This window comes from Streptomyces sp. NPDC052016 (genome assembly GCF_044548445.1).
Lineage (GTDB): Bacteria > Actinomycetota > Actinomycetes > Streptomycetales > Streptomycetaceae > Streptomyces.
Genome location: NZ_JBIUBX010000017.1, coordinates 159,563 through 181,405 on the forward strand (window position 1 = coordinate 159,563; position 21,843 = coordinate 181,405).

19 protein-coding genes and 1 pseudogene are annotated in these 21,843 nt (G+C 71.2%); 14 read left to right on the forward strand and 6 right to left on the reverse strand.

What is annotated here, in order from left to right; all coding sequences use genetic code 11:
* The first annotated feature begins 28 nt into the window (after positions 1-28).
* From ACIHAR_RS22300 to ACIHAR_RS22335, 8 genes and pseudogenes are all read left to right on the forward strand, one after another.
* Positions 29-2,035, forward strand: a complete 2,007-nt coding sequence (locus ACIHAR_RS22300) for a pectinesterase family protein (protein ID WP_365462660.1) — start codon at positions 29-31, stop codon at positions 2,033-2,035.
* Positions 2,036-2,084: 49 nt separating this feature from the next.
* Positions 2,085-3,428 (forward strand): ABC transporter substrate-binding protein, encoded by a 1,344-nt coding sequence (locus ACIHAR_RS22305; RefSeq protein ID WP_400021250.1) that lies wholly within the window; start codon positions 2,085-2,087, stop codon positions 3,426-3,428.
* A gap of 150 nt (positions 3,429-3,578) precedes the next feature.
* The gene (locus tag ACIHAR_RS22310) at positions 3,579-4,379 is read left to right on the forward strand and encodes a rhamnogalacturonan acetylesterase (RefSeq protein ID WP_365462656.1); all 801 of its coding nucleotides are present in this window, start codon (positions 3,579-3,581) and stop codon (positions 4,377-4,379) included.
* A gap of 37 nt (positions 4,380-4,416) precedes the next feature.
* A complete protein-coding gene (locus ACIHAR_RS22315; protein ID WP_400021252.1) occupies positions 4,417-5,733 on the forward strand; it encodes a polysaccharide lyase family 1 protein in 1,317 nt (438 codons plus the stop codon).
* Positions 5,734-5,871: 138 nt separating this feature from the next.
* Complete coding sequence (locus ACIHAR_RS22320; RefSeq protein WP_400021254.1) at positions 5,872-7,008, forward strand: pectinesterase family protein; 1,137 nt, start codon at positions 5,872-5,874, stop codon at positions 7,006-7,008.
* A gap of 1 nt (position 7,009) precedes the next feature.
* The gene (locus ACIHAR_RS22325; RefSeq protein ID WP_400021256.1) at positions 7,010-8,038 is read left to right on the forward strand and encodes a pectinesterase family protein; all 1,029 of its coding nucleotides are present in this window, start codon (positions 7,010-7,012) and stop codon (positions 8,036-8,038) included.
* Positions 8,025-9,182 carry a dienelactone hydrolase family protein gene (locus ACIHAR_RS22330; RefSeq protein ID WP_400021258.1) on the forward strand — a complete coding sequence of 386 codons (1,158 nt, stop codon included), beginning with the start codon at positions 8,025-8,027 and terminating at the stop codon, positions 9,180-9,182. Before ACIHAR_RS22325 ends, ACIHAR_RS22330 begins: the two co-directional genes overlap by 14 nt.
* A gap of 46 nt (positions 9,183-9,228) precedes the next feature.
* Positions 9,229-9,759 (forward strand): annotated as a pseudogene (locus tag ACIHAR_RS22335) (pectate lyase); the annotation flags it as partial.
* A gap of 98 nt (positions 9,760-9,857) precedes the next feature.
* On the opposite strand, the gene ACIHAR_RS22340 reads toward ACIHAR_RS22335, so the two are convergent.
* The 3 genes from ACIHAR_RS22340 to ACIHAR_RS22350 form a co-directional block, all read right to left on the reverse strand.
* A complete protein-coding gene (locus tag ACIHAR_RS22340; RefSeq protein WP_365462648.1) occupies positions 9,858-10,688 on the reverse strand; it encodes a pectate lyase in 831 nt (276 codons plus the stop codon).
* 98 nt (positions 10,689-10,786) lie between these two features.
* Positions 10,787-11,656, reverse strand: coding sequence for a hypothetical protein (locus ACIHAR_RS22345; protein WP_365462646.1), 870 nt, complete (start codon positions 11,654-11,656; stop codon positions 10,787-10,789).
* Positions 11,653-12,222, reverse strand: coding sequence for a SigE family RNA polymerase sigma factor (locus ACIHAR_RS22350; RefSeq protein ID WP_400021261.1), 570 nt, complete (start codon positions 12,220-12,222; stop codon positions 11,653-11,655). Before ACIHAR_RS22350 ends, ACIHAR_RS22345 begins: the two co-directional genes overlap by 4 nt.
* Positions 12,223-12,502: 280 nt before the next feature.
* On the opposite strand from ACIHAR_RS22350, the gene ACIHAR_RS22355 reads away from it, so the two are divergent.
* Complete coding sequence (locus ACIHAR_RS22355) at positions 12,503-13,954, forward strand: NCS2 family permease (RefSeq protein WP_400021263.1); 1,452 nt, start codon at positions 12,503-12,505, stop codon at positions 13,952-13,954.
* A gap of 90 nt (positions 13,955-14,044) precedes the next feature.
* Here ACIHAR_RS22355 and ACIHAR_RS22360 read toward each other — a convergent pair whose 3' ends face one another.
* From ACIHAR_RS22360 to ACIHAR_RS22370, 3 genes are all read right to left on the reverse strand, one after another.
* Positions 14,045-15,493 carry a peptidoglycan D,D-transpeptidase FtsI family protein gene (locus tag ACIHAR_RS22360; RefSeq protein WP_400021265.1) on the reverse strand — a complete coding sequence of 483 codons (1,449 nt, stop codon included), beginning with the start codon at positions 15,491-15,493 and terminating at the stop codon, positions 14,045-14,047.
* An 80-nt stretch (positions 15,494-15,573) separates the two neighbouring features.
* Positions 15,574-16,041 carry a GNAT family N-acetyltransferase gene (locus tag ACIHAR_RS22365; protein WP_400021267.1) on the reverse strand — a complete coding sequence of 156 codons (468 nt, stop codon included), beginning with the start codon at positions 16,039-16,041 and terminating at the stop codon, positions 15,574-15,576.
* A gap of 3 nt (positions 16,042-16,044) precedes the next feature.
* Positions 16,045-16,818 carry an IclR family transcriptional regulator gene (locus tag ACIHAR_RS22370; RefSeq protein WP_365462636.1) on the reverse strand — a complete coding sequence of 258 codons (774 nt, stop codon included), beginning with the start codon at positions 16,816-16,818 and terminating at the stop codon, positions 16,045-16,047.
* Positions 16,819-16,972: 154 nt separating this feature from the next.
* Between ACIHAR_RS22370 and ACIHAR_RS22375 the strand changes: the two genes are divergently transcribed.
* The 5 genes from ACIHAR_RS22375 to ACIHAR_RS22395 all read left to right on the forward strand — a co-directional run bounded on the left by ACIHAR_RS22375 (position 16,973) and on the right by ACIHAR_RS22395 (position 21,787).
* The gene (locus tag ACIHAR_RS22375) at positions 16,973-18,502 is read left to right on the forward strand and encodes an aldehyde dehydrogenase (NADP(+)) (protein WP_365462634.1); all 1,530 of its coding nucleotides are present in this window, start codon (positions 16,973-16,975) and stop codon (positions 18,500-18,502) included.
* A 120-nt stretch (positions 18,503-18,622) separates the two neighbouring features.
* A complete protein-coding gene (locus ACIHAR_RS22380; protein ID WP_384650442.1) occupies positions 18,623-19,231 on the forward strand; it encodes a DUF1349 domain-containing protein in 609 nt (202 codons plus the stop codon).
* A gap of 262 nt (positions 19,232-19,493) precedes the next feature.
* Positions 19,494-19,811 (forward strand): GNAT family N-acetyltransferase, encoded by a 318-nt coding sequence (locus ACIHAR_RS22385; protein WP_400021271.1) that lies wholly within the window; start codon positions 19,494-19,496, stop codon positions 19,809-19,811.
* A gap of 91 nt (positions 19,812-19,902) precedes the next feature.
* Positions 19,903-20,619: a DsbA family oxidoreductase gene (locus ACIHAR_RS22390; protein ID WP_400021273.1), complete on the forward strand. Its 717-nt coding sequence runs from the start codon at positions 19,903-19,905 to the stop codon at positions 20,617-20,619.
* A gap of 115 nt (positions 20,620-20,734) precedes the next feature.
* A complete protein-coding gene (locus ACIHAR_RS22395) occupies positions 20,735-21,787 on the forward strand; it encodes an aminotransferase class V-fold PLP-dependent enzyme (protein WP_365462779.1) in 1,053 nt (350 codons plus the stop codon).
* The last annotated feature ends 56 nt before the right edge of the window (positions 21,788-21,843 follow it).

Consider the following 21,843-nt stretch of genomic DNA (forward strand, 5'->3'; position numbering starts at 1 on the left):
CGCACCAGTACGCCTGTTGGGAGCCGCAATGACGCACTTCCGGAGCAAGCGCTTGCCGAGAGCGGGGGCGACCCTGCGCCCGGGTGTCGTGATGGCCGCCGTGGCCGGCCTGGTCGCCGCACTGGGCCTCGGCGCGGTCGGCGAGGCGCACGCGGCGCCGCCGTCCGCCCCCGCCCCCGCCGCCGCCCCCCGGTGGTCCGACCGTGCCCATGGCTTCGCCTCCCTGGCCGGCGGCACGACCGGCGGCGCCGGCGGCAAGGTCGTCACGGTGACCGACCAGGCCTCGCTGGCGAAGTACGCGGCCGCCGAGGAGCCGTACGTCATCCGGGTCGCCGGTTCCATCGCCGTCGAGCCCTTCGGCGCGGAGATCGCCGTCACCTCGAACAAGACCGTCGTCGGCGTCGGCGACACCGGCGAGATCGTGCACGGGGAGCTGCACCTCGACCCCGGCACGCACAACGTGATCATCCGCAACCTGACGATCCGTGACTCGGCCGTCGAGGGCAACTGGGACTGCAAGGACACCGACTTCGACGGCATCCAGATGGACACCGTCCACCACGTGTGGGTCGACCACAACCGCTTCTCGAACATCTGCGACGGCCAGCTCGACGTCCGCAAGAACAGCGAGTACGTCACCGTCTCCTACAACCGGTTCGAGAACAACAACAAGACCTTCGGCCTCGGCTGGACGACCGACGTCAAGACCCAGATCACCATCGACCACAACCTGTTCTCCCACACCAAGCAGCGCAACCCGTCCGTCGACAACGCCGCCTACGCGCACCTCTACAACAACTACCTGACGGCACAGGCGGACCCGGACGACCCGGTGTGGACGTACGGGAACTGGTCGCGCGGCCGGACGAAGATGGTCATCGAGAACAGCTACTACCGGGACGTCCAGCACCCGTACCAGGCCGACGCCACCGCGGAGCTGGTGGAGCGCGGCTCGATCCTGAGGAACACGACGGGCCGGCACGACGAGTGGGGCGCCGCCTTCGACCCGAGGGACTTCTATTCCTACCGGCTGGACCCGGCGGCGGCCGTGCCCGCGCTGGTGACGCGGTTCTCCGGCCCGCAGAAGCGGATCGGCGACGCGGTGACGCTGCGGGTCCCGGCGGACTACCCGACCGTCCAGGCGGCCGTGGACGCCGTGCCCGAGGGCAACGCGCTGCCCGTGACCGTCGCCGTCGCGCCCGGCACCTACCGCGAGAAGGTGTTCGTCCCGGCGACCAAGCCGAACATCTCCCTGCAGGGGACTGGACAGAAACGCTCGGACACCGTCATCGTCTACGACACGCCCGCGGCGTACGGCGGTTCCACCGGCAGCGCCACCGTGCGGATCGCCGCGAGCGACGTCACCGCCCGCAACCTCACCTTCAGCAACGACTTCGACGAGGCCGCGCACGAGCTGAACGGCGAGCAGGCGCTGGCGGTGAAGACGACCGGTGACCGGATCGTCTTCGAGAACACCGCCTTCCTGGGCAACCAGGACACCCTGATGACCGACAGCCCCAAGCTGGACGTCATCAGCCGGGTCTACATCCGCGACTCCTACATCGAGGGCGACGTCGACTTCGTCTACGGGCGGGCGACGACCGTCATCGAGCGGTCGGTGATCCGGGCGCTGAGCCGTGGCTCCGCCACCAACAACGGCTACGTCACGGCCGCCTCGACCTGGACGGGCAACCCGTACGGGTTCCTGATCACCCGGTCGAGGATCGTGAGCGACGCGCCGGAGGGGACGTTCCACCTCGGACGGCCCTGGCATCCGGGCGGGGAGCCGGCGGCCGTGGCGCAGGTCCTGATCCGGGAGACGGAGCTGCCGGCCGCGATCAAGTCCGCGCCGTGGACCGACATGAGCGGGTTCTCGTGGAAGGACGCGCGGTTCGCCGAGTACCGGAACCACGGGCCGGGAGCGGCCGTGACCGCGGACCGGCCGCAGATGAGCGACGCCGACGCCCGGACCCACACCGTCGCGCACTACCTCGAGGGCACGGACGGCTGGGCCCCGTACGCCCGCCACCACTGAACCCCCACACCTTCACAGTCAGTTGGATCCAGAAGAAGAGAGCCGACCAATGAAGATCAGCATCCGCAGAAGCAGGCGCGCCGCCACGGCTGTCGCCCTGGGGGCCGCGCTCACCCTGACCGCCACCGCCTGCGGTGACGACGGCAGTGGCGCCGGTGGCGACAAGGGTTCCGAGGGCAGCGGCAAGGGCAAGATCGTCTTCTGGGACAACAACGGCGGTGTCCGCACCGACATCTGGAAGGAGATCATCGCCGACTTCGAGAAGGCCAACCCGGACATCGACGTCGAGTACGTCGGCATCGCCTCCACCGAGTACCAGTCCAAGGTCGACACCGCCATCCAGGGCGGCGGCCTGCCGGACGTCGGCGGCGTCGGCGCGGCGATGCTCGCCGGCTTCTCCGCGCAGGGCGCCCTCGAGCCGCTCGACGACCGGCTCGGCAAGTCCGCCCTCAACGGCAAGCTCAACGAGGACATGGTCAAGGTGCTCAAGGCCTCCGGCGGCGGAGACGGCACCCTGTACTCGATCCCGACCTCCGCCAACAACGGTGTCCTCTACTACCGCACCGACCTGTTCCAGGCGGCGGGCCTGGAGGAGCCGACGACCTGGGACAAGTTCTACGAGGCGGCGGAGAAGCTCACCGACGCCAAGAAGAACGCGTTCGGCTACACCATCCGCGGCGGCGCCGGATCCATCGCGCAGGCGCTGGACGCGATGTACGGACAGAGCGGGATCACCTCGTTCTGGAACGGTGACAAGACCACGGTCAACGACCCGAAGAACGTGGCGGCGCTGGAGAAGTACGCCGGTCTCTACAAGAAGGTCACCCCGGCGGCCGACCTCAACAACGACTTCACCAAGATGGTCGCCCAGTGGGACTCCGGCACCATCGGCATGCTCAACCACAACCTGGGCTCCTACCAGGACCACGTGAAGGCGCTCGGCGTCGACAAGTTCCGGGGCATCCCGCAGCCGACGGGCGCCGACGGCAAACGGGTCCAGGTGTCCAACCCTGTCGACGGGCTCGGGCTGTTCAAGAGCTCGAAGAACAAGGAAGCCGCCTGGAAGTTCATCGAGTTCGCCCTCTCGAAGGCGGAGAACTCCAAGTTCAACGAGTCGGCCGGGCAGGTGCCGGCCAACAACGAGGCCGCGTCGGACGCCTGGATCTCCAAGGCCGAGCCGACGAAGCTGGCCGCGCAGGCGCTGACGGACGGGTCGACGACGATCGTGCAGCTGCCGTACTACCTGCCGGACTGGAACACGATCTCCAAGGCGGACAACGAGCCGAACTTCCAGAAGGTGCTGCTCGGGAAGATGAGTGCCAAGGAGTTCCTGGACACGCTGGCCGACCAGCTGAACGAGGCCCAGGCCGAGTGGAAGCAGCAGAACGGCTGAGCTCGCCGGGTGTCGCCGCGGGGCGGTCCCTTCCGTCGCAGGACGCGGGCCGTCCCCGGTCGATCGAGCCCCCCGCGGCCGAGCCGCACGTCGATGCGGCCCCGCGCCCCTCAGCCAGCACACCTTCCCCCTGTCGAAAGGTGCACGTTCGTGTCGCTCACGCGCAGACAAGTCGCCACCGCGGCCGTTGCCGCCCTTCCGCTCGGCGTCGCGGCCACCGCCACTCCCGCCCGCGCCTCCTCCGGCCGCCCCCGCACCCTCTACATCGCCGGCGACTCCACCGCCGCCCAGAAGTTCGCCGACGCCGCGCCCGAGACCGGGTGGGGCATGGCGCTCCCCTTCTTCCTCCACAAGGACCGGCCCGTCGCCAACCACGCGGTGAACGGACGGAGTTCGAAGAGCTTCGTCGACGAGGGGCGGCTCGACGTCATCCTCGCCTCGATCCGGCCGGGTGACTTCCTGCTCGTCCAGTTCGCGCACAACGACGAGAAGACCACCGACCCGACGCGCTACACCGAGCCCTGGACGACGTACCAGGATTACCTGCGGCTGTACGTCGACGGCGCCCGGGCCCGTGGAGCGCGGCCGGTCCTGCTGACGCCCGTCGAGCGGCGGCGGTTCGACACGGCGGGCAACGCCGTGCCGAGTCACGGCGACTATCCGGCGGCGATGCGCGCGCTGGCGGAGGAGGAGGGCGTGGCCCTGCTCGACCTCCAGGCGCTGTCGCTGGCGCTGTGGCAGAGGCTCGGGGCCGAGGCCACGAAGACGTACTTCAACTGGACCGAGACCGAGCAGGACAACACGCACTTCAATCCGCCGGGCGCGATCGCCGTGGCCCGGCTCGTCGCCACCGAGCTGCTGCGCCGCCGGGTGCTGGCGCCCCGGGACGTGCGCCGGCTCGACGCGGAGATCCCGGAGTCCTGGATCACCTGGCCGCCGGCCGCCGCGTAACCACCACCCCCCTTCTCCGTCGAGAGAGAGCCGCACAATGAACGCACAGAGATGGCATGGGCATGTCACAAGCGCGGCCGTGGTCGGCTGCACCGCCCTCGCGCTGACGGTCACCGGCACCACGGCCCAGGCGCAGTCCCCGCGTGACCTCGCCCGGCAGACCCTCCCGGCCGGCGACGGCTGGGCGTCCTACGGGACCGGCACCACCGGCGGGGCCGCGGCCGACGCCGACCACGTGTACACCGTCACCACTTGGGCCGAGTTCAAGGCCGCCCTCGCCGCCGGCGGCAGCGCGCCGAAGATCATCAAGGTGAAGGGCGTCATCGACGCCGTCGCCGACGGGTGCGAGGCGTTCGCCGTCCCCGGCTACGACTTCGACGCCTATCTCGCGACGTACGCGCCGGAGACCTGGGGCCTCGACACCGACCTGAGCGCCGAGCCCGACGACAGTCCCGAAGGGCTGCGCCGGGCCTCCGCCGCCAACCAGGACAAGGCCATCAAGGCGAACATCCCCGCCAACACCACCATCGTCGGCGTGGGCAGGAACGCCGGATTCAAGGGCGCCAGCCTGCAGATCAAGGCCGTCGACAACGTCATCGTCCGCAACCTCACCTTCGAGAGCCCCGTCGACTGCTTCCCGCAGTGGGACCCGACCGACGGCTCGAACGGCAACTGGAACTCCGAATACGACACCGCCGTCGTCTACGGCTCCACCCACGTCTGGCTGGACCACAACACCTTCACCGACGGCTCCCACCCCGACAGCGCCGCGCCCACCTACTTCGGCATGCTCTACCAGCAGCACGACGGCGAGCTCGACGTCGTCCGCGGCTCCAACTACGTCACCGCCTCCTGGAACGTCTTCACCGAGCACGACAAGACGATCCTGATCGGCAACAGCGACAGCGAGTCCACGGCGGTGGGCGACCGCGGCAAGCTGAAGGTCACCTTCCACCACAACCTGTTCTCGAACCTGGTGGAGCGCGCGCCGCGGGTGCGGTTCGGGCAGGTCGACGTCTACAACAACCACTTCGTCGCCGACGACTCCTACGCCTACAGCTTCGGCATCGGCAAGGAGTCCCAGCTCGTCGCCCAGCACAACGCGTTCACGCTGCCGAAGGGCATCAGCGCGGCCAAGGTGCTGAAGAAGTGGAGCGAGGCGCCCCTGACCGCCGACGGCAACCGCGTCAACGGCAGGGCCGTCGACCTGATCGCCGTGCACAACGCGGAGATCCCCGCCGAGACCCTCCAGTCCGGCGCGGGCTGGACGCCGACCCTGCGCACCAAGGTCGACCCGGCGAAGGCCGTCCCCGGGATCGTCGGCGCTCGCGCCGGTGCCGGGAAGATCTGCTGACCGCCCCCTCGTGTGCGGGCCGGGGCCGTCGCCCCGGCCCGGCAACCCCCGGCAACCCCCGATCCCCGCAACCCCCGCAACCCCCCACCCCCGAGGAACCCCGTCTGACGAGCCGCACGTAGAACAAGGAGCACCCGCATGCCCTCGTCCCACCCCCGACGTCCCCTGTCCCGCAGGGGATTCCTGACGGCGAGCGCCGGTGCGGGCGCCGCCCTCGGGCTCCTGGCCACGCCCGCCGCCCGGGCCGCCACCCACCCGACGCGCCCGTTCGGCCGCTACGGCTCGCCGTCCGCCCGTCTCACCCCGCAGACCCTGTACGTCGACGCGCAGGGACGCGGCGACCACACCTCGGTCCGGGCCGCCGTGGCCGCGGCCGCCGGCAGCGGCTGGACCCTCGTCCTCGCCCCCGGCACCTACCGCGAGACGGTCGCCGTCGACGCCACCCGCACGCAGGCCACCTGGATCGGCGCCTCCGAGAACCCGCGGGACGTGGTGATCGTGTACGACAACGCGGCCGGCACCCCCAAGCCCGGCGGCGGCACCTACGGCACCACCGGGTCGGCCACCACCACCGTGCAGGCCGACGGCTTCACCGCCCGCTGGATCACCTTCGCCAACGACTGGCTGCGCGCCGACCACCCCGGCATCGCGGGCACCCAGGCCGTCGCGATCAAGGTTCAGGGCGACCGGTCCGCCTTCCATCACTGCCGCTTCCTCGGCCACCAGGACACCCTCTACGCCGACTCCATGTCCCTGGGCGTCTTCGCCCGGCAGTACTTCTCCCACTGCTACGCCGAGGGGGACGTCGACTTCGTCTTCGGGCGGGCGACCGCCGTCTTCGACCACTGCCACTTCCACACCCTGACCCGCACCGACCTCGCCTCCGCCCCCTACGGCTTCGTCTTCGCCCCCTCCACGGCCGGCGCCAACCCGCGCGGCTACCTGGTGACGAGGAGCCGTGTCTCGAGCGGCGCGCCGGACGCCTTCTACAAGCTGGCCCGCCCCTGGGTGCCCAGCTCCGACACCACCGCCCGCCCGATGCTCACCGTCCGCGACACCCACCTGGACGCCGGCATCGACGCGGTCGCCCCCTACACCGACATGTCGGCCTCCTTCCCGTGGCAGAACCAGCGCTTCGCCGAGTACCGCAACACCGGGCCGGGCGCCCGGATCACGGTCCCGGAGAACCGGCCCCAGCTCACCCGCGAGCAGGCCGCGTCGGCGACCCGCGAGGCCTACCTGGGCGACTGGGAGCCCTGGAAGGGGGCCTGCTGACATGCGCAGGCGCACCCTCCTCGCCGGCCTCGCCGCCGTCGGCAGCCTGACGGTGGCGCCGCCCGCCCACGCGGCGCCCCGCCGGGTCCTGCACGTCCGCCCCGGCGACTCCGTCCAGGCCGCCGTGAACCGGGCCGACGGGCCCGGCTGGACGATCGTCGTGCATCCCGGCACCTACCGCGAGGTCGTCGACATCCCCGCCGACAAGGCGGAGTTGACCCTGCGAGGCGCCTGCCGCGACCCCCGGGCCGCCGTCCTGGTGTACGACAACGCCAACGGCACGAAGAAGCCCGACGGCACCACGTACGGCACCGCCGGCTCCGCCACCTTCACCTCCGCCGCCCCCGGCCTCACCGTCCGCGACCTCACCCTCGCCAACGACTGGCTGCGCGCCGACCACCCCGACATCACCGGCACCCAGGCGGTGGCCGCGTACGTCACGGGCGACCGCTCGCACTTCGACAACGTGCGCTTCCTGGCCCACCAGGACACCCTGTTCGCGGACACCACCGCCCTGGACGCCTTCGACCGGCAGTACTACCGCCGCTGCCACATCGAGGGAGACGTCGACTTCGTCTTCGGGCGGGCGCGGGCCGTCTTCGACGCCTGTCACTTCCACACCCTCCAGCGCGACGTGACCTTCACACCGAAGGGCATGGTCTTCGCCCCCGCCACCGCCCGCGCCAACCCCTACGGTTTCCTCGCCGTGCGCGGCCGGATCACCTCCGGCGCCGAGGACGGGGCGTACAAGCTGGCCCGTCCGTGGGTGCCGTCGTACGAGACGACCGCCTGGCCCTCGCTGGTCGTGCGGGACACCTGGATCGGCCCCGGCATCGACGCGGTCACCCCGTACACCAACATGCGGGACGCGTACCCCTGGCCGACCATGCGGTTCCGCGAGCACGCCAACTGCGGTCCCGGCGCGACGATCTCCGAGCCGGCCAACAGGCCGCAGCTGTCGGCGGCCGAGGCGGCCGTGCACACCCGGCGGACCTACCTCGGGGACTGGAGGCCGTATGAGCGTCCGTGAGCCGGTGGGACGGCGGGCGTTCGTCGTCGGGACGGGGGCCGCTCTGCTGGCCGGAGGAGCGGCGACCGGTGCGGAGGCGGCCGTGGTGGACGGACCGCTGCCCGACTTCCACCCCGCGCTGAAGGACGCGCTGACCTTCCCGCTGGCCTGGGGCACCTCCCCGATCCGCGACTTCCGCGCCTGGCGCCGGGCGGCCCGCGCCCAGGTCGAGGAGGCGCTGATCGTCGACCGGGAGGACGCGACCCCGTACGCCCCCGAGTTCGGGGAACGTACCGAAGCGGACGGCTACACCCGGCAACTGGTGACCCTCTCCCTCACCCGGCACGAACGCGTCCGCGCCGCCCTCCTCACCCCGCACGGCCCCGGCCCCTTCCCGGCCGTGCTCCTCCTGCACGACCACGGGGCGAGGTTCGACATCGGCAAGGAGAAGCTGGTCCGCCCCTGGTACGACGCCACACGGCTCGCCTCCGCCCGGGCGTGGACGGAGAAGTACTTCAGCGGACGGTTCGTCGGCGACGAACTGGCCCGGCGGGGATACGTGGTCCTGGCCGCCGACGCCCTGGGCTGGGGCGACCGGGGACCCCTCGCCTACGACCAGCAGCAGGCCCTGGCCGGCAACTTCTACCACCTGGGCTCCTCCCTGGCCGGTCTCATGGCCCGTGAGGACGCCCGCGCCGCCGGTTTCCTCGCCCGGCTCGACCGGGTGGACCGGCGGCGGATCGCGGCCGTCGGCTTCTCCATGGGCGCCTTCAGGGCCTGGCAGACGGCGGCGCTCAGCGACGACGTCGCCGCCGCGGCCGCCGTCTGCTGGATGACCGGGCTCAAGGAGATGATGGTCCCGGGCAACAACACCCTGCGCGGCCAGTCCGCCTACTACATGCTGCACCCGGGGCTTCCCCGCCACCTCGACTTCCCCGACGTGGCGAGCATCGCCGCCCCCAGGCCGATGCTCTTCTTCAACGGCGGTCTCGATCCGCTGTTCCCCGCCGACGGCGTCCGCGTGGCCCACGACAAGCTGCGCGCCGTCTGGCGCTCCCGCCACGCCGAGCGGCGGCTGCACCTGAGGACCTGGCCCGACCTCGGCCATGTCTTCGTCGACCACATGCAGGACGAGGTCTTCGGCTGGCTCGACCGCGTCCTGTGATCCGCCCCCCGCACGACGAAGCGCGGCACGACCATCGGCGCGACGGGCGCGTCTGTACGACAACTCCGACGACGGGCTCGACCTGTGGCAGTTCTCCACGCCGGTCACCGTCGAGCACTCGTGGGCCTTCGGCAACGGCAGGAACCGGTGGAACGACTCCGCCTTCGAGGGCAACGGCAACGGGTTCAAGCTGGGCGGTGGCGGCGTCGCCGTCGCGCACGTCGTCAACAACAACGCGGCCTGGGACAACACGCTGAACGGGTTCACCGAGAACTCCAACACCGGGGCGATCGCCCTGAACCGCAACACGGCCTACGCCAACGCGGAGGCGGGCTTCTCCTTCGCCACGGGGAAGGCCCGGCCGGCCCGGAACCTCGCGGTGGGCAACGAGGGCGGAGCGTCCCGGCTGGGGCCGTCGACCGTCTCCGCGGCCAACAACTGGGACAGCGGGGTGGCGACGCCCCCCTTCAGGTCGACGGACGCGACCACCGCGTACGGCGCCCGCGCAGCGGACGGCTCGCTGCCGGCGACGACCTTCCTTACCACGGGCTCGACGACCATCGGCTCGACGATGGACCAGCCGTACGGCACGGTGAGCACAGCGAACCGCCCGCCGGTGAGCACCGGCGGGGGCGTTCTGCCGGCCGGAGAGGGGCTCCGGCCGGCAGGTCCCGATCACTTGTAGGTGATGTCGGACGAAGAGAACGTGCAGGTGGTTCCGTCGGCGCCGGTGCCCAGCTCCTTCGGCTCCTTACCGGTGTTGTTGCCCTGGAAGCGGACGCACGTCTTGGTCTTCCTCTTGCTGTCGCCCTGGATGCGGATCTTCGACAGCGTGGCGGTGTCGCCGTAGTTGGCGTTCACGCCGACGATCGCCTTCAGCGGCGCGACGACGTCGATGTCGCTCAGCACGATCGTGCGCTTGTACTGCGTCTTGCAGTTGCCGCAGGAGCGGACCAGCTTGCCGGAGTTCTCCACCCGGAAGCCGGTCACGACCAGCTTGCCGGCGCCGTTGAACTGCAGCACCTTGTCGGCGCCGTTCTTCGCGCCGCCGCCGATGACCTTGTACACCGACGACGAGGACTTGCCCTTGAAACTGGCCGCGTCCTCGCCGACGTCCAGCCACCACACGTTCTGCAGCGTGCAGGAGCCCTTGCAGTGGACGCCGTCCGCGGCCGGCGTCCCGATGATCACGTTCTTCAGGACGGCGCCGTCGGCCAGTTCGAAGACGGGATCCTGGCCCTCGTCCTGCCCGCTGCCGCCCAGGGCGCCGGTGCCGTAGAACTTCTGCAGCTTGCCGTCGTACGTGCCAGACACCTTGATCGTCGAGGAGACGGCCTTGCTGCCGTCGGCCGTCGGCCAGGTGGACGCGGCGCCCGCGGACGAGAGCATCGTCGTGGTGACGACCGCCGCGCCGGAGAGGGCCAGGGCGGCGGATCCGGCGATCAGCGCCCGCCGCTTGGTGACCTTGCGGCGGTGCCGGACGCGCGGTTCTGCCGGTGCAGTCATGTACCGATTCCTCAAGTGGGTGGTGACTCGTGCGTGATGGGGTCGCCACCGGTGAGGAAAGGGTTGCCGCCTCTGCGGGAACTTTTTACGGGACTTCCCTACGAGTCGCCCTCGTCGTCGTCCTGGGCCGCGAAGTCACCGCCCACAACGCTGCCCCGGCCGTCCGACGTGACCTCGATCGTGTAGCTGTCGTCCTTGGCGTCCCGGCCGCCCCGGTCGTGGTCGTACTGCCCGGCGAACACCCACTCGCCCTTCGGGACCGTACGGCCCTCCTTGAGCACCCAGGTGTAGACGAGGAAGCCGTCCCGCTCGGCGACCGTGAAGTCGAAGTCGTCCTCGGGCAGGGAGCGCCAGGCGCCCGTCGAGGACACCCCGCCGGTCTGCGCGATCCTCACCTGCACGGTCAGCGCGGTGAGTTGCTCGGACGTCTTGAACGTGATGTTGCTCTGCGCCCAGAAGTCGTTGCTGTGCGGGTCCACCGAGCCGTCCGACCACAGCGGGCCGTCCTCGGTGTCGTCGAGGACCGGCAGCAGGTCGGCCGCGGGCGGCGCGGAGGGCGTCGACTGCTCCGTCCGCGCCGGGGGACCGCTCGGCTCGTCCGGCTCCTGCGCCCCGCCGCCGGTGGTCGGCGTCGCCTTCGGGGAGGCCGGCGGGCGGCTCGTGGCGTCCGGGGACTCCACCGGTGCGGGCGAGACGGCGACCGTCTGCTGCGGCGGGGCGTCGTCCTTCACCGCGGACGCCACCGCGTAGCCGCCGACCGCGAGCATGCCCGCGACCGCGGCCGTGGCACTCGCGATCCGCGCCCAGCCCCACAGGAGCGGACGTGTCGCCCGGTGATCGATCCGTTCCTGTCCCGCCATGCCGCGCTCGATCCGGGCGAGGATCCGCTCGCGGTCCGGCTGGTGCGCCTCGGCCGCCTCGTGCAGCCGGGCGCGCAGCTCGTCGTGCACGTCCCGCTGCATCGTCATCGGTCCCTCCCTCCGGCTTCACCGGTGCGCACCGCCATCACGGCGTGCACCTTCTGCGGGGCACCTTGAGCGCCGAGCAGCTTCTGCAACTCGGCCATTCCCTTCGAGGTCTGGCTCTTCACGGTACCCACCGAGACCCCCAGGGCGAGCGCGGTGTCCTTCTCCGAGAGGTCGAAGGCGTGCCGGAGCACCACGCAGGCCCGTTTGCGGAAGGGGAGTCTACGCAGCGCCGACCGCACGTCCACAACGCCCGCCACATCGGGGTTCTCCGTCTTCTCCTCGCGCTGCGACCAGAACAGGGAGATCCTGCGGCGTTCGCGGACGGCACTGCGGATGCGGGTGCGGGCCAGGTTGGCGACGACGCCGCGTGCGTACGCCACCGGATGGTCGGCCGCGCGCACCCGGTCCCAGCGGTGCCACAACGCCAGCAGCGCGTCCGCGGCCAGGTCGTCGGCCGTGTCCGCCTCGCCGGTCAAGAGGTGGGCGAGCCGGGACAGTTCGGCGTAGTGGCGTTCGAAGAAGGCATGGAACTCCACGGAGGCGGCGTCGTCGACGACTGTGCCCACGGGTGACCTCTTCTCGATGACTTCCGGCACCCGCCGGGGCGCCTGCTGTGCGTGTCATGTGAATGACATGAGGATGTCCCGGGGAGGGGGGCGGGACGAGATCGGGAGCGTAGCAGTGATCGACCGCTTGGTTTGGTACGGGGGTTCGAACGCTGTGTGGTGGTCCGAACGTAGTGCGCACCCGATTCCGTAACACGGCGAAAACCTGAAACAGGTTCAGCGGGGGAACAATCCAGCCAGCATCCGCACACCGATCGACCAGGCCACGAGGAGTTCTGTCATGTCCGAGACGAAGAAGGCGATCGACCGGCCAAGTACGGCGCCCCCGGCGGTGAACAGCGTCGACCGGTTCTTCAGGATCTCCGAACGGGGATCGACCTTCGGCCGTGAGATACGCGGCGGCTTCGCCACGTTCTTCACGATGGCCTACATCCTTGTCCTGAATCCCATCATCCTGGGCAGCGCCAAGGACAAGTTCGGGGAGTCCCTGGACCCCGTCCAACTCACCACCGCCACCGCCCTGGTGGCCGCCGTCATGACGATCATCATGGGCGTCGGCGGCAACCTGCCCCTCGCGCTCGCCGCGGGCCTCGGCCTGAACGCGGTCGTCGCCTTCCAGATCGCCCCGCTGATGAGCTGGGACGACGCGATGGGCCTCATCGTCCTCGAAGGCCTGCTGATCTGCGTGCTCGTGGTGACGGGCCTGCGCGAGGCCGTCATGCACGCCATCCCGCAGCCGCTCAAGCAGGCGATCAGCGTGGGCATCGGCCTGTTCATCGCCTTCATCGGCTTCGTCGACGCCGGCTTCGTCAGCCGTATCCCCGACGCCGCGAACACCACCGTCCCGGTCCAGCTCGGCGGCTCGGGAACCCTCACCGGGTGGCCGATCCTCGTGTTCTGCCTCGGCGTGCTGTTGACCATCGGGCTGCTCGCCCGGAAGGTCAAGGGCGCCATCCTCATCAGCATCGTGACGATGACCCTCGTCGCGATCGTCGTCAACTCGGTCGCGGACGTCGAGTCGTGGGGCCTGACCACGCCCGAGTGGCCCGACAAGGTCGTCGACACCCCCGACTTCGGACTGCTCGGTCACTTCAGCCTGTTCGGCGCGTTCGGGGAGACCACCGTCATCACGGTCGTCCTGCTCGTCTTCACGCTGATCCTGTCCGACTTCTTCGACACCATGGGCACGGTCGTCGGCGTCAGCGCCGAGGCCGACCTCCTCGACGAGGACGGCAAGGTGCCCCACCTGGGCCGTGTGCTGCTCATCGACGGCGCGGCGGCGGTCGCGGGCGGCGCCGCCTCGTCCTCCTCCGCCACCTCCTACATCGAGTCGGCGGCCGGCGTCGGCGAGGGCAGCCGCACCGGCTTCTCCAACCTGGTCACCGGCGGCCTGTTCGCCCTCGCCCTGTTCCTCACCCCGCTGCTCACCATCGTCCCGCTGCAGGCGGCGGCCCCCGCGCTGGTCGCCGTCGGCTTCCTGATGATGACCCAGGTGAAGTCCATCGACTGGGACAGTTACGAGATCGCCATCCCCGCGTTCCTGACGATCGCCGTGATGCCGTTCACCTACTCCATCACCAACGGCATCGGCGCGGGCTTCCTCGCCTACGTGGTGATCAAGACGGTGCTGGGCAGGGCCAAGGAGGTCCACTGGCTGCTGTGGGGCGCCTCGGCGCTGTTCGTGGTGTACTTCGCGATCGACCCGATCGAGCAGGTTCTCGGCGTCAAGTGAGGAACGGCGCGCGACCGGTGCGACGTCGTCGTGGCCGGTCGCGCCCGTGCCGCGGGGCCGCACACCGACACGGCCCCGCCCCTTACGGCGCTACCGCAGCGCTGCTTTCATGACGGCCTTGGCCACGGGCGCCGCCAGTCCGTTACCGCTGACCTCCGACCTCGCCGCGTCCGACTGCTCCACCACCACCGCCACGGCGACCTCCTTGCCGTCGGCCCCGCCGTACGACGTGAACCACGCGTACGGCGTCTTGCTGTTGTTCTCGCCGTGCTGGGCGGTGCCCGTCTTGCCGCCGACGGTGACGCCGTCGATCAGTGCGTTGGTGCCCGTGCCCTTCTCGACGACCGTCCGCATCGCCGACCGCAGTTGCTCGGCGGTGCCGGAACTGACGACCCGTGTCGTCCCGGCCTCCTCGTCGTAGTCCGTCAGGACGTCGCCGTTGCTGTCGGTGATCTGCGAGACCATGTGCGGCGAGACCAGCTTGCCGTCGTTGGCTATGGCCGCGGAGACCATGGCCATCTGGAGCGGGGTCGCCGTCACGTCGTACTGGCCGATACCGGTCAGCGCGGTCGACGACTCGTCCATGTCCGACGGGTACACGCTCGTGTAGGCCCGCACCGGCACGTCCTGCGTCTCGTCGTCGAAGCCGAACCTCTCGGCCATCGCCCGCACCTTGTCCTGTCCGAGCTGGACCGCCATGCGCGCGAAGACGTTGTTGCAGGAGTACTGCAGGGCGACCCGGATCGACGCGTTCTCGCAGGGCGCCGACGTGTTCTCGTTGCGCAGGACCGTCCTCGTGCCCGGCAGCGTGTAGGGGTCGGGACTGTCCGTCCTCTCGTCCACCGACGCGTACAGCCCGTCCTCCAGCGCGGCCGCCGCCACCACCAGCTTGAACGTCGAGCCCGGCGGCAGCGGCTGCCGCAGCGCGCGGTTGACCAGCGGCTTGTCCGCGTCCGTGGTGAGCTTCTTCCAGGCGGTACCGGCCGTGTTGGCGTCGGTGAGCGACGACGGGTCGTACGACGGCGTCGACACGACCGCGAGGATCCTGCCGGTCGCGGGGTCGATCGCCACGGCCGCGCCCTTGGTGTCACCGAGCGCGTCGTAGGCCGCCTTCTGCACGTCCGGGTCGATCGTCGTGACCACGTCGCCCGGGTCGGCCCGCTGGTCGGTGACCGTGTCCATCACGGTCCTCAGCCGACTGTCCGTGCCGTTGAGCAGGTCCGCGTAGACGCCCTCCAGCTGGGTGGGGGCGTAGCTCTGCGAGGCGTAGCCCGTGACCGCCGCGTACAACTCGCCGTCCGTGTACGTGCGCCGGTACTTCAGGTCGCTGTCCGTCGTCACCGCCGAGCCGGTGATCGCCTTCCCCGCGACGATGATGTTTCCGAGGGGCTCCGCGTACGTCTCGATCGCGTTGCGCCGGTTGTCCGTGTCGTCCGCCAGCGCCCGGCCCTCGTAGAACTGCACCCACGTCGCCCGCACCAGCAGGGCGAGCACCAGCAGCAGCGCGAAGACCGAGGCGCGCCTGATCGTCTTGTTCATGACGTCCGGGAAGACGAGCGGGCGGAGGGGAATCGTTCCCGTCCGCCCGCTTTCTCATCGTCCGTTCATCTACGGCCCCGTCAGGCCTCCAGGAGGAGGACGACCTCCTCGATCTCCTCCCCGCGCGCGGGGGCGTACCCCGTGGCCAGCGTCGTCGCCCGGAACCCGCACTTCTCCAGCACGCGCAGCGAGCCGGCGTTGTCCGCCGCCGCGCGCGCGTACAGCGGCCTTTCCGGCACCTCGGCCAGCAGCCCGCGCAGCGCGGCCGTCGCCACGCCCCGCCCCCAGTAGGCGCGGTCCACCCAGTAGGTGACCTCGCGCTCGCCGGGCTCCCCGTACACCGCCGCGTTGCCGACCACGTCCCCGTCGGCCAGGATCGTGCGGACCAGGGAAGTGGACCTTATGCGCTTCCAGCGGTCCTCGAAGGCGTTCCGGTCGGCCGGGTCCTCCGGGGTGAAGGCGGCCATCCGGAGGGCCTCCGGATCGTTGAGCTGCCGGTAGAAGACCGGCAGGTCGCTGTCGTGGACCTCACGCAGTACCACGTGCACCGTTCAGAGCCTCCGGGTCGCCAGGGTGAGCCGGTCGCGCGCGTCGAACAGCGCGTCCTTCACCATCTGCTCGTGCGCGGGGGTCAGCCGGGCCACCGGCACCGAGCAGCTGATCGCGTCCCGCGCCGGGGTGCGGTACGGGATCGCCACGCCGAAGCAGCGCAGACCGAGCGTGTTCTCCTCGCGGTCCACGGCGAAGCCCTGCTCGCGCACCTGGTGCAGTTCCTCGATGAGCTTCTCGCGGTCCGTGATCGTGTGCTCGGTGAGGGCGGGCAGCGTCTCCGGGAGCAGCTTGCGGACCTGCTCGTCCGTGTAGGTGCTCAGCAGCGCCTTGCCGAGGGAGGTCGAGTGGGCCGGGAGGCGTCGGCCGACCCGCGTGAAGGGGCGCAGGTAGTGCTGGGACTGGCGGGTGGCGAGGTAGACGACGTTGGTGCCGTCCAGACGGGCCAGGTGGATGGTCTCCGTGGTGTCGTCGGAGAGGCGGTCCAGCGTCGGACGGGCGGCCGCGACCACCTCGTCGCCGTCGATGTAGGAGGTGCCCACCAGCAGGGCCCGCACACCGATGCCGTAGCGCGTGCCGGTCGCGTCCGTCTCCACCCAGCCCAGCTCCACGAGGGTGCGCAGCAGCATGTAGAGACTGGACTTGGGATAGCCGACGGCCTCCTGGACCGACGCGAGGGAGTGCATGCCGGGGCGGCCGGCGAAGTATTCCAGCAGCTCAACCGTCCGCACCGCGGACTTGACCTGCGCCCCGCCCCCCGTCTCGCCAGCCGACATCGCCCTTGACCCCTTCGTTCGACGGGAAATAGTCTCCAACAGCATATTCACCATCAGAGACGGCGTTCAGTATATCGAACGACCCTGGTGGTGACGTAAGGACTGCGGCATTGCGTATACGGCATTGCGGCAACAAACGTGGAGGGAACCCGCGGTGGCAGCAGCACCAGTCTGGAGTGTCGACCCCCGAACCGGGAAGCAGCGTGAACAGGTTGCGGTGGAGGCCACGGCCCAGGAGGTGGACTCCGTCGTCCGTGCCGCGCACACCACGCGCGAGGCCCTCGCCGACCGCACCGTCCGCGCGGCCTTCCTGCGCACCGCCGCCGACCGCCTCGAGGCGGCCAAGGACCAGCTCGTCGAGGTCGCCGACGCCGAGACCGCGCTCGGCCCGGTCCGGCTGACCGGTGAACTCGCCCGCACCTGCTACCAGCTGCGCGCCTTCGCGGACATCGTCGACGAGGGCGCCTTCCTCGACGTCGTCATCAACCACCCCGACGACACCGCCACCCCGCCCGTCCCGGACCTGCGCCGCTACAAGGTGCCCCTGGGCGTCGTCGCCGTCTACTCGGCCTCCAACTTCCCCTTCGCCTTCTCCGTCGCCGGCGGCGACACCGCGAGCGCGCTCGCCGCGGGCTGCCCGGTCGTCGTCAAGGCCCACCCCGACCACCCGGGCCTGTCCGAGCTGGTCGCCCACGTCCTGCGCGCGGCCGCCGCCGAGCACGGCATCGACCAGGCCGTCGTCGGTCTCGTCCACGGCTTCGAGGCGGGCGTCGAGCTCATCAAGCACCCGCTGATCGCCGCCGCGGGCTTCACCGGGTCCATCCGGGGCGGGCGCGCGCTGTTCGACGCGGCGGCGGCCCGGCCGGTGCCGATCCCGTTCCACGGCGAGCTGGGCTCCCTCAACCCCGTCGTGGTGACGGAGGCGGCCGCCGCCGAGCGCGCCGAGGCGATCGGCGCCGGGCTCGCCGGGTCGATGACGCTGGGCGTCGGGCAGTTCTGCGTGAAGCCGGGACTGGTGCTGGTGCCCTCCGGCGCCGCCGGCGACGGCCTGGTCAAGTCGCTGACGGACGCCGTCAGCGACACGGACGCGGGCGTGCTGCTCGACCACCGCATGCGGGACAACTTCATCGCCGGAGTCGCCGAGCGCGCGGAACTGCCCGACGTGGAGTCCCCGGTGACGCCGGGTGCGGGCGGCGAGCACACCGTCAGCGCCGGGTTCCTGAGCGTGCCGGCGGCCCGGCTGGCGGCGGAGGGCGAGTACGACCTGCTGCTGGAGGAGTGCTTCGGGCCGGTCACCGTCGTGGCCCGCTACGAGTCCGAGGGGGAGGTCAAGGCCGTGCTCTCGCGGCTGCCCGGAAACCTCACGGCGACGGTCCAGCTGTCCGAGGAGGAGGCGGCCGGGGAGGGACGCGGCGCGGAGATCCTCGCCGAGCTGACGCCGCTCGCCGGGCGCGTGCTGGTGAACGGCTGGCCGACGGGCGTCGCCGTCGCTCCGGCACAGCACCACGGCGGGCCGTACCCGGCCACGACGTCCACCTCGACCTCGGTGGGCGGGACCGCCATCGAGCGGTGGCTGCGGCCGGTGGTCTACCAGAACGCCCCGCAGGCCCTGCTGCCGGTGGAGCTGCGGGACGAGAACGAGCTGGGGCTGCCGCGGCGGTTCAACGGGCGACTCGAGCGGTAGCGCCGCCGTGCGCGGGGCGCGCGCCGGTCGAGGCCGGTCGCGCCCACGCGGCGCAGCCGCGTGCCGTACGGCCCGCACCCCCGGCAAGGCAAGCTGTCCCCGGCCTGAGAGACTCGCGCAATGGACGTCGAACTCCCCGAACTCCCCTTCCCGCTCCGCACCTACGGACCCGACGGGAACTGGTCCTACGAAGGCGGTGTCCTCACCGGATGGGCCGGGCCCCGCCAGGACCGGTTCGTGCCGCCCACCGGGGAGGCGCTGGAGCCCGCCACCGACGCGCCCCGGCTGCTCGGGGCGCCCGAGGGGGACTTCCAGCTCATCGCGCGGGTCACCGTGGGGTTCAACGGGGCCTTCGACGCGGGCGTCCTCTACGTCCACGTCGGTGAACGCGCCTGGGCCAAGCTCTGTCTGGAGAACTCCCCGGACGTGCCCACCGTCTGCACGGTGGTCACCCGGGGGCACTCCGACGACGCCAACTCCTTCACCGTGGACGGGAGTTCCGTCTGGCTGCGGGTGAGCCGCACCGGGCGTGCCTTCGCCTTCCACGCCTCCCGGGACGGCGAGCGCTGGACCTTCGTGCGGCTGTTCACGCTGGGCGAGGAGGAGGAGACGGGCGCGGCCCTGGTCGGCTTCATGACCCAGTCGCCGATGGGGGAGGGGTGCGTCGTGACCTACGACCACCTGGAGTTCCGGCCGAAGTGGCCGGACGACCTGCGCGACGGAAGCTGAGCGCGGCCGTCGGTGCCGGTGGGGCCGCCGGTCCGGTTGCTCCGGAACCGGAGCGGAGGAGGTCACGTCCTCCGTTGCGTGATCAGCCGACGTGTGACCGGGAACGCGTGATCCGCACCGTCCTGCCCGCCGAGGCGGAGACCGTCGCCGCCCTGCACCGACGGGCCAGGGCGACGTACTACCCGGACGGCCTCCCCGACGACGGCGTCGACCGGCCCGCCGCATGGCGGAGCGCCGTCGAGCGGCCGGACGGACAGGTGCTGTGCGCCGTCGAGCAGGGCCGGATCTCGCCCTCGCCTCCTTCCGCACCCCGGAGGGGGCCTCGGCGGACCGGGTCAAGCTGTTCCCGTTCCACGTCGACCCCGATCACTGGCGCGCCGGCCTCGGCACGGCCCTGCACGAGGCCTGCGTCGAGCACTGGCGGGCCGACGGCCGGTCCACGGCCGTCCTCGACGTGCACGTCGACAACCGGCGCGCACAGGCCTTCTCCGCACGTCAGGGCTGGGTGCCCGACCCGGAGCACCCGCCGGCCGAAGGGGACCACCACGTCTTCCTGCGGTTGCCGGTGCGCGGGGAATGAACCGAGCTGTTTGAACGTTCACGCACCCGGCGGAGGGAGCCTCCGCCCGGAGGACGTCTTCCGTAGCCGTACGACTGGAGAGAGCCGAGACATGCGCGTCGAGATCTGGAGCGACATCGCCTGCCCCTGGTGCTACGTGGGCAAGGCCCGCTTCGAGAGGGCGCTCGAGGCCTTCCCGCACCGCGACGAGGTCGAGGTGGTGCACCGCTCCTTCGAGCTGGACCCCGGCCGCGCCAAGGAGGACGTCCAGCCGGTGCTCACGATGCTCACCCGGAAGTACGGCATGAGCGAGGCGCAGGCGCAGGCCGGCGAGGAGAACCTCGGCGCCCAGGCCGCCGCCGAGGGCCTCGACTACCACACCCGGGACCGCGACCACGGCAACACCTTCGACATGCACCGGCTCCTCCACTTCGCCAAGGAGCAGGGCCGCCAGGACGAGCTGCTCCAGATCCTGTACCGGGCGAACTTCGCCGAGGAGCGGTCCGTCTTCACCGAGGGCGACGAGCGGCTCGTGGAGCTGGCCGTTGAAGCCGGGCTCGACGCGCAGGCCGCCCGCACGGTGCTCGCCGACCCCGCCGCCTACGCCGACGAGGTCCGCGCCGACGAGCGGGAGGCCGCCCAGCTCGGCGCCACCGGGGTGCCCTTCTTCGTCCTCGACCGCACGTACGGCGTCTCCGGCGCCCAGCCCGCCGAGGTCTTCACCCAGGCGCTGACCCAGGCGTGGGGCGAGCGCTCACCGCTGACCGTGATCGACCAGGGCACCGGCGAGGCCTGCGGCCCGGACGGGTGCGCGGTGCCGCAGCACTGACGGCGCGGCCGGACGCGACAAGCCGCAGGTGAAGGCGTATTCATAAGCATTCCTTAGGGGAACCGCGTAAGAATCCGCGATGGACTTCTACTTCTCCGGGCCCCACAGTGGAGCCATGGAGACCTTCGAGACCCTCGTCCGCGCCGAGTTCGCCCCGAAGACCACCTACCTCAACACGGCGAGCAACGGCCTGCTCCCGGCCCGTACCGTGGCCGCCCTGCACGAGGCCGCGGTGCTGCGGGCCGAGGGCCGGCCGCTGACGTCGCTGTACGAGGACGTGGAGGCCTGCCGGGCCGCCTACGCCCGGCTCGCCGGAGTCCCGGCCGACCGGGTGGCACTCGGCGCCTCGGTCGCCGCGCACACGGGCGTCATCGCCGCCTCCCTGCCGGCGGGCGCCGAAGTCCTCACCGCCGAGGACGACTTCACCTCCGTGCTGAACCCGTTCCACGTCCGCGGCGACCTCAAGGTGCGCGCGGTGCCGCTGGAGCGGATCGCCGAGTCCGTCCGCCCGGGCACCGCGCTCGTCGCGGTCAGCGCCGCCCAGTCCGCGGACGGCCGGATCGCCGACCTGACCGCCCTGCGCGAGGCGGCGCGGGCGCACGGCGCGCGCACCTACGTCGACCACTCCCAGGCCGCCGGCTGGCTGCCGATCGACGCCGACGCCCACGACTTCTCCGCGTCCGTCTCCTTCAAGTGGCTGCTCGGCCCGCACGGCGCGGCCTTCCTCGTCGTCCCGGAGGACTTCGGCGGACTGACACCGCTGCTGGCCGGCTGGGTCGCGGCGGAGGAGCCGTGGAACAGCTGCTACGGCCCGGTGGCGGAACTCGCCCACTCCGCACGGCGGTTCGACCTGACCCACGCCCTGTTCACCTTCGCGGGGCTGCGCCGCTCCCTCGATCTGATCGAGGAACTCGGCGTCGCCGCCGTCCGGGCCCACGACCTGTCCCTCGCCGACCGGTTCCGGGCCGGGCTCGCGACGCTCGGTCACCAGCCCGTGCCCGCCCCCGGGTCGGCGATCGTCTCGGTGCCCGGACTCGGCCACCGCCAGCCCGAGCTGGGCAGGGCCGGCATCCAGGTCTCCGACCGCGCGGGCAACCTGCGCGCGGCCTTCCACCTGTACAACACGGCAGCGGAGGTCGACCGCCTGCTGGACGTGCTGTCCGGCTGACCGCACAGGACCGGGCCGGGCCCCCGTACCGCACGAGGGGCCCGGCCCGGTGTCCT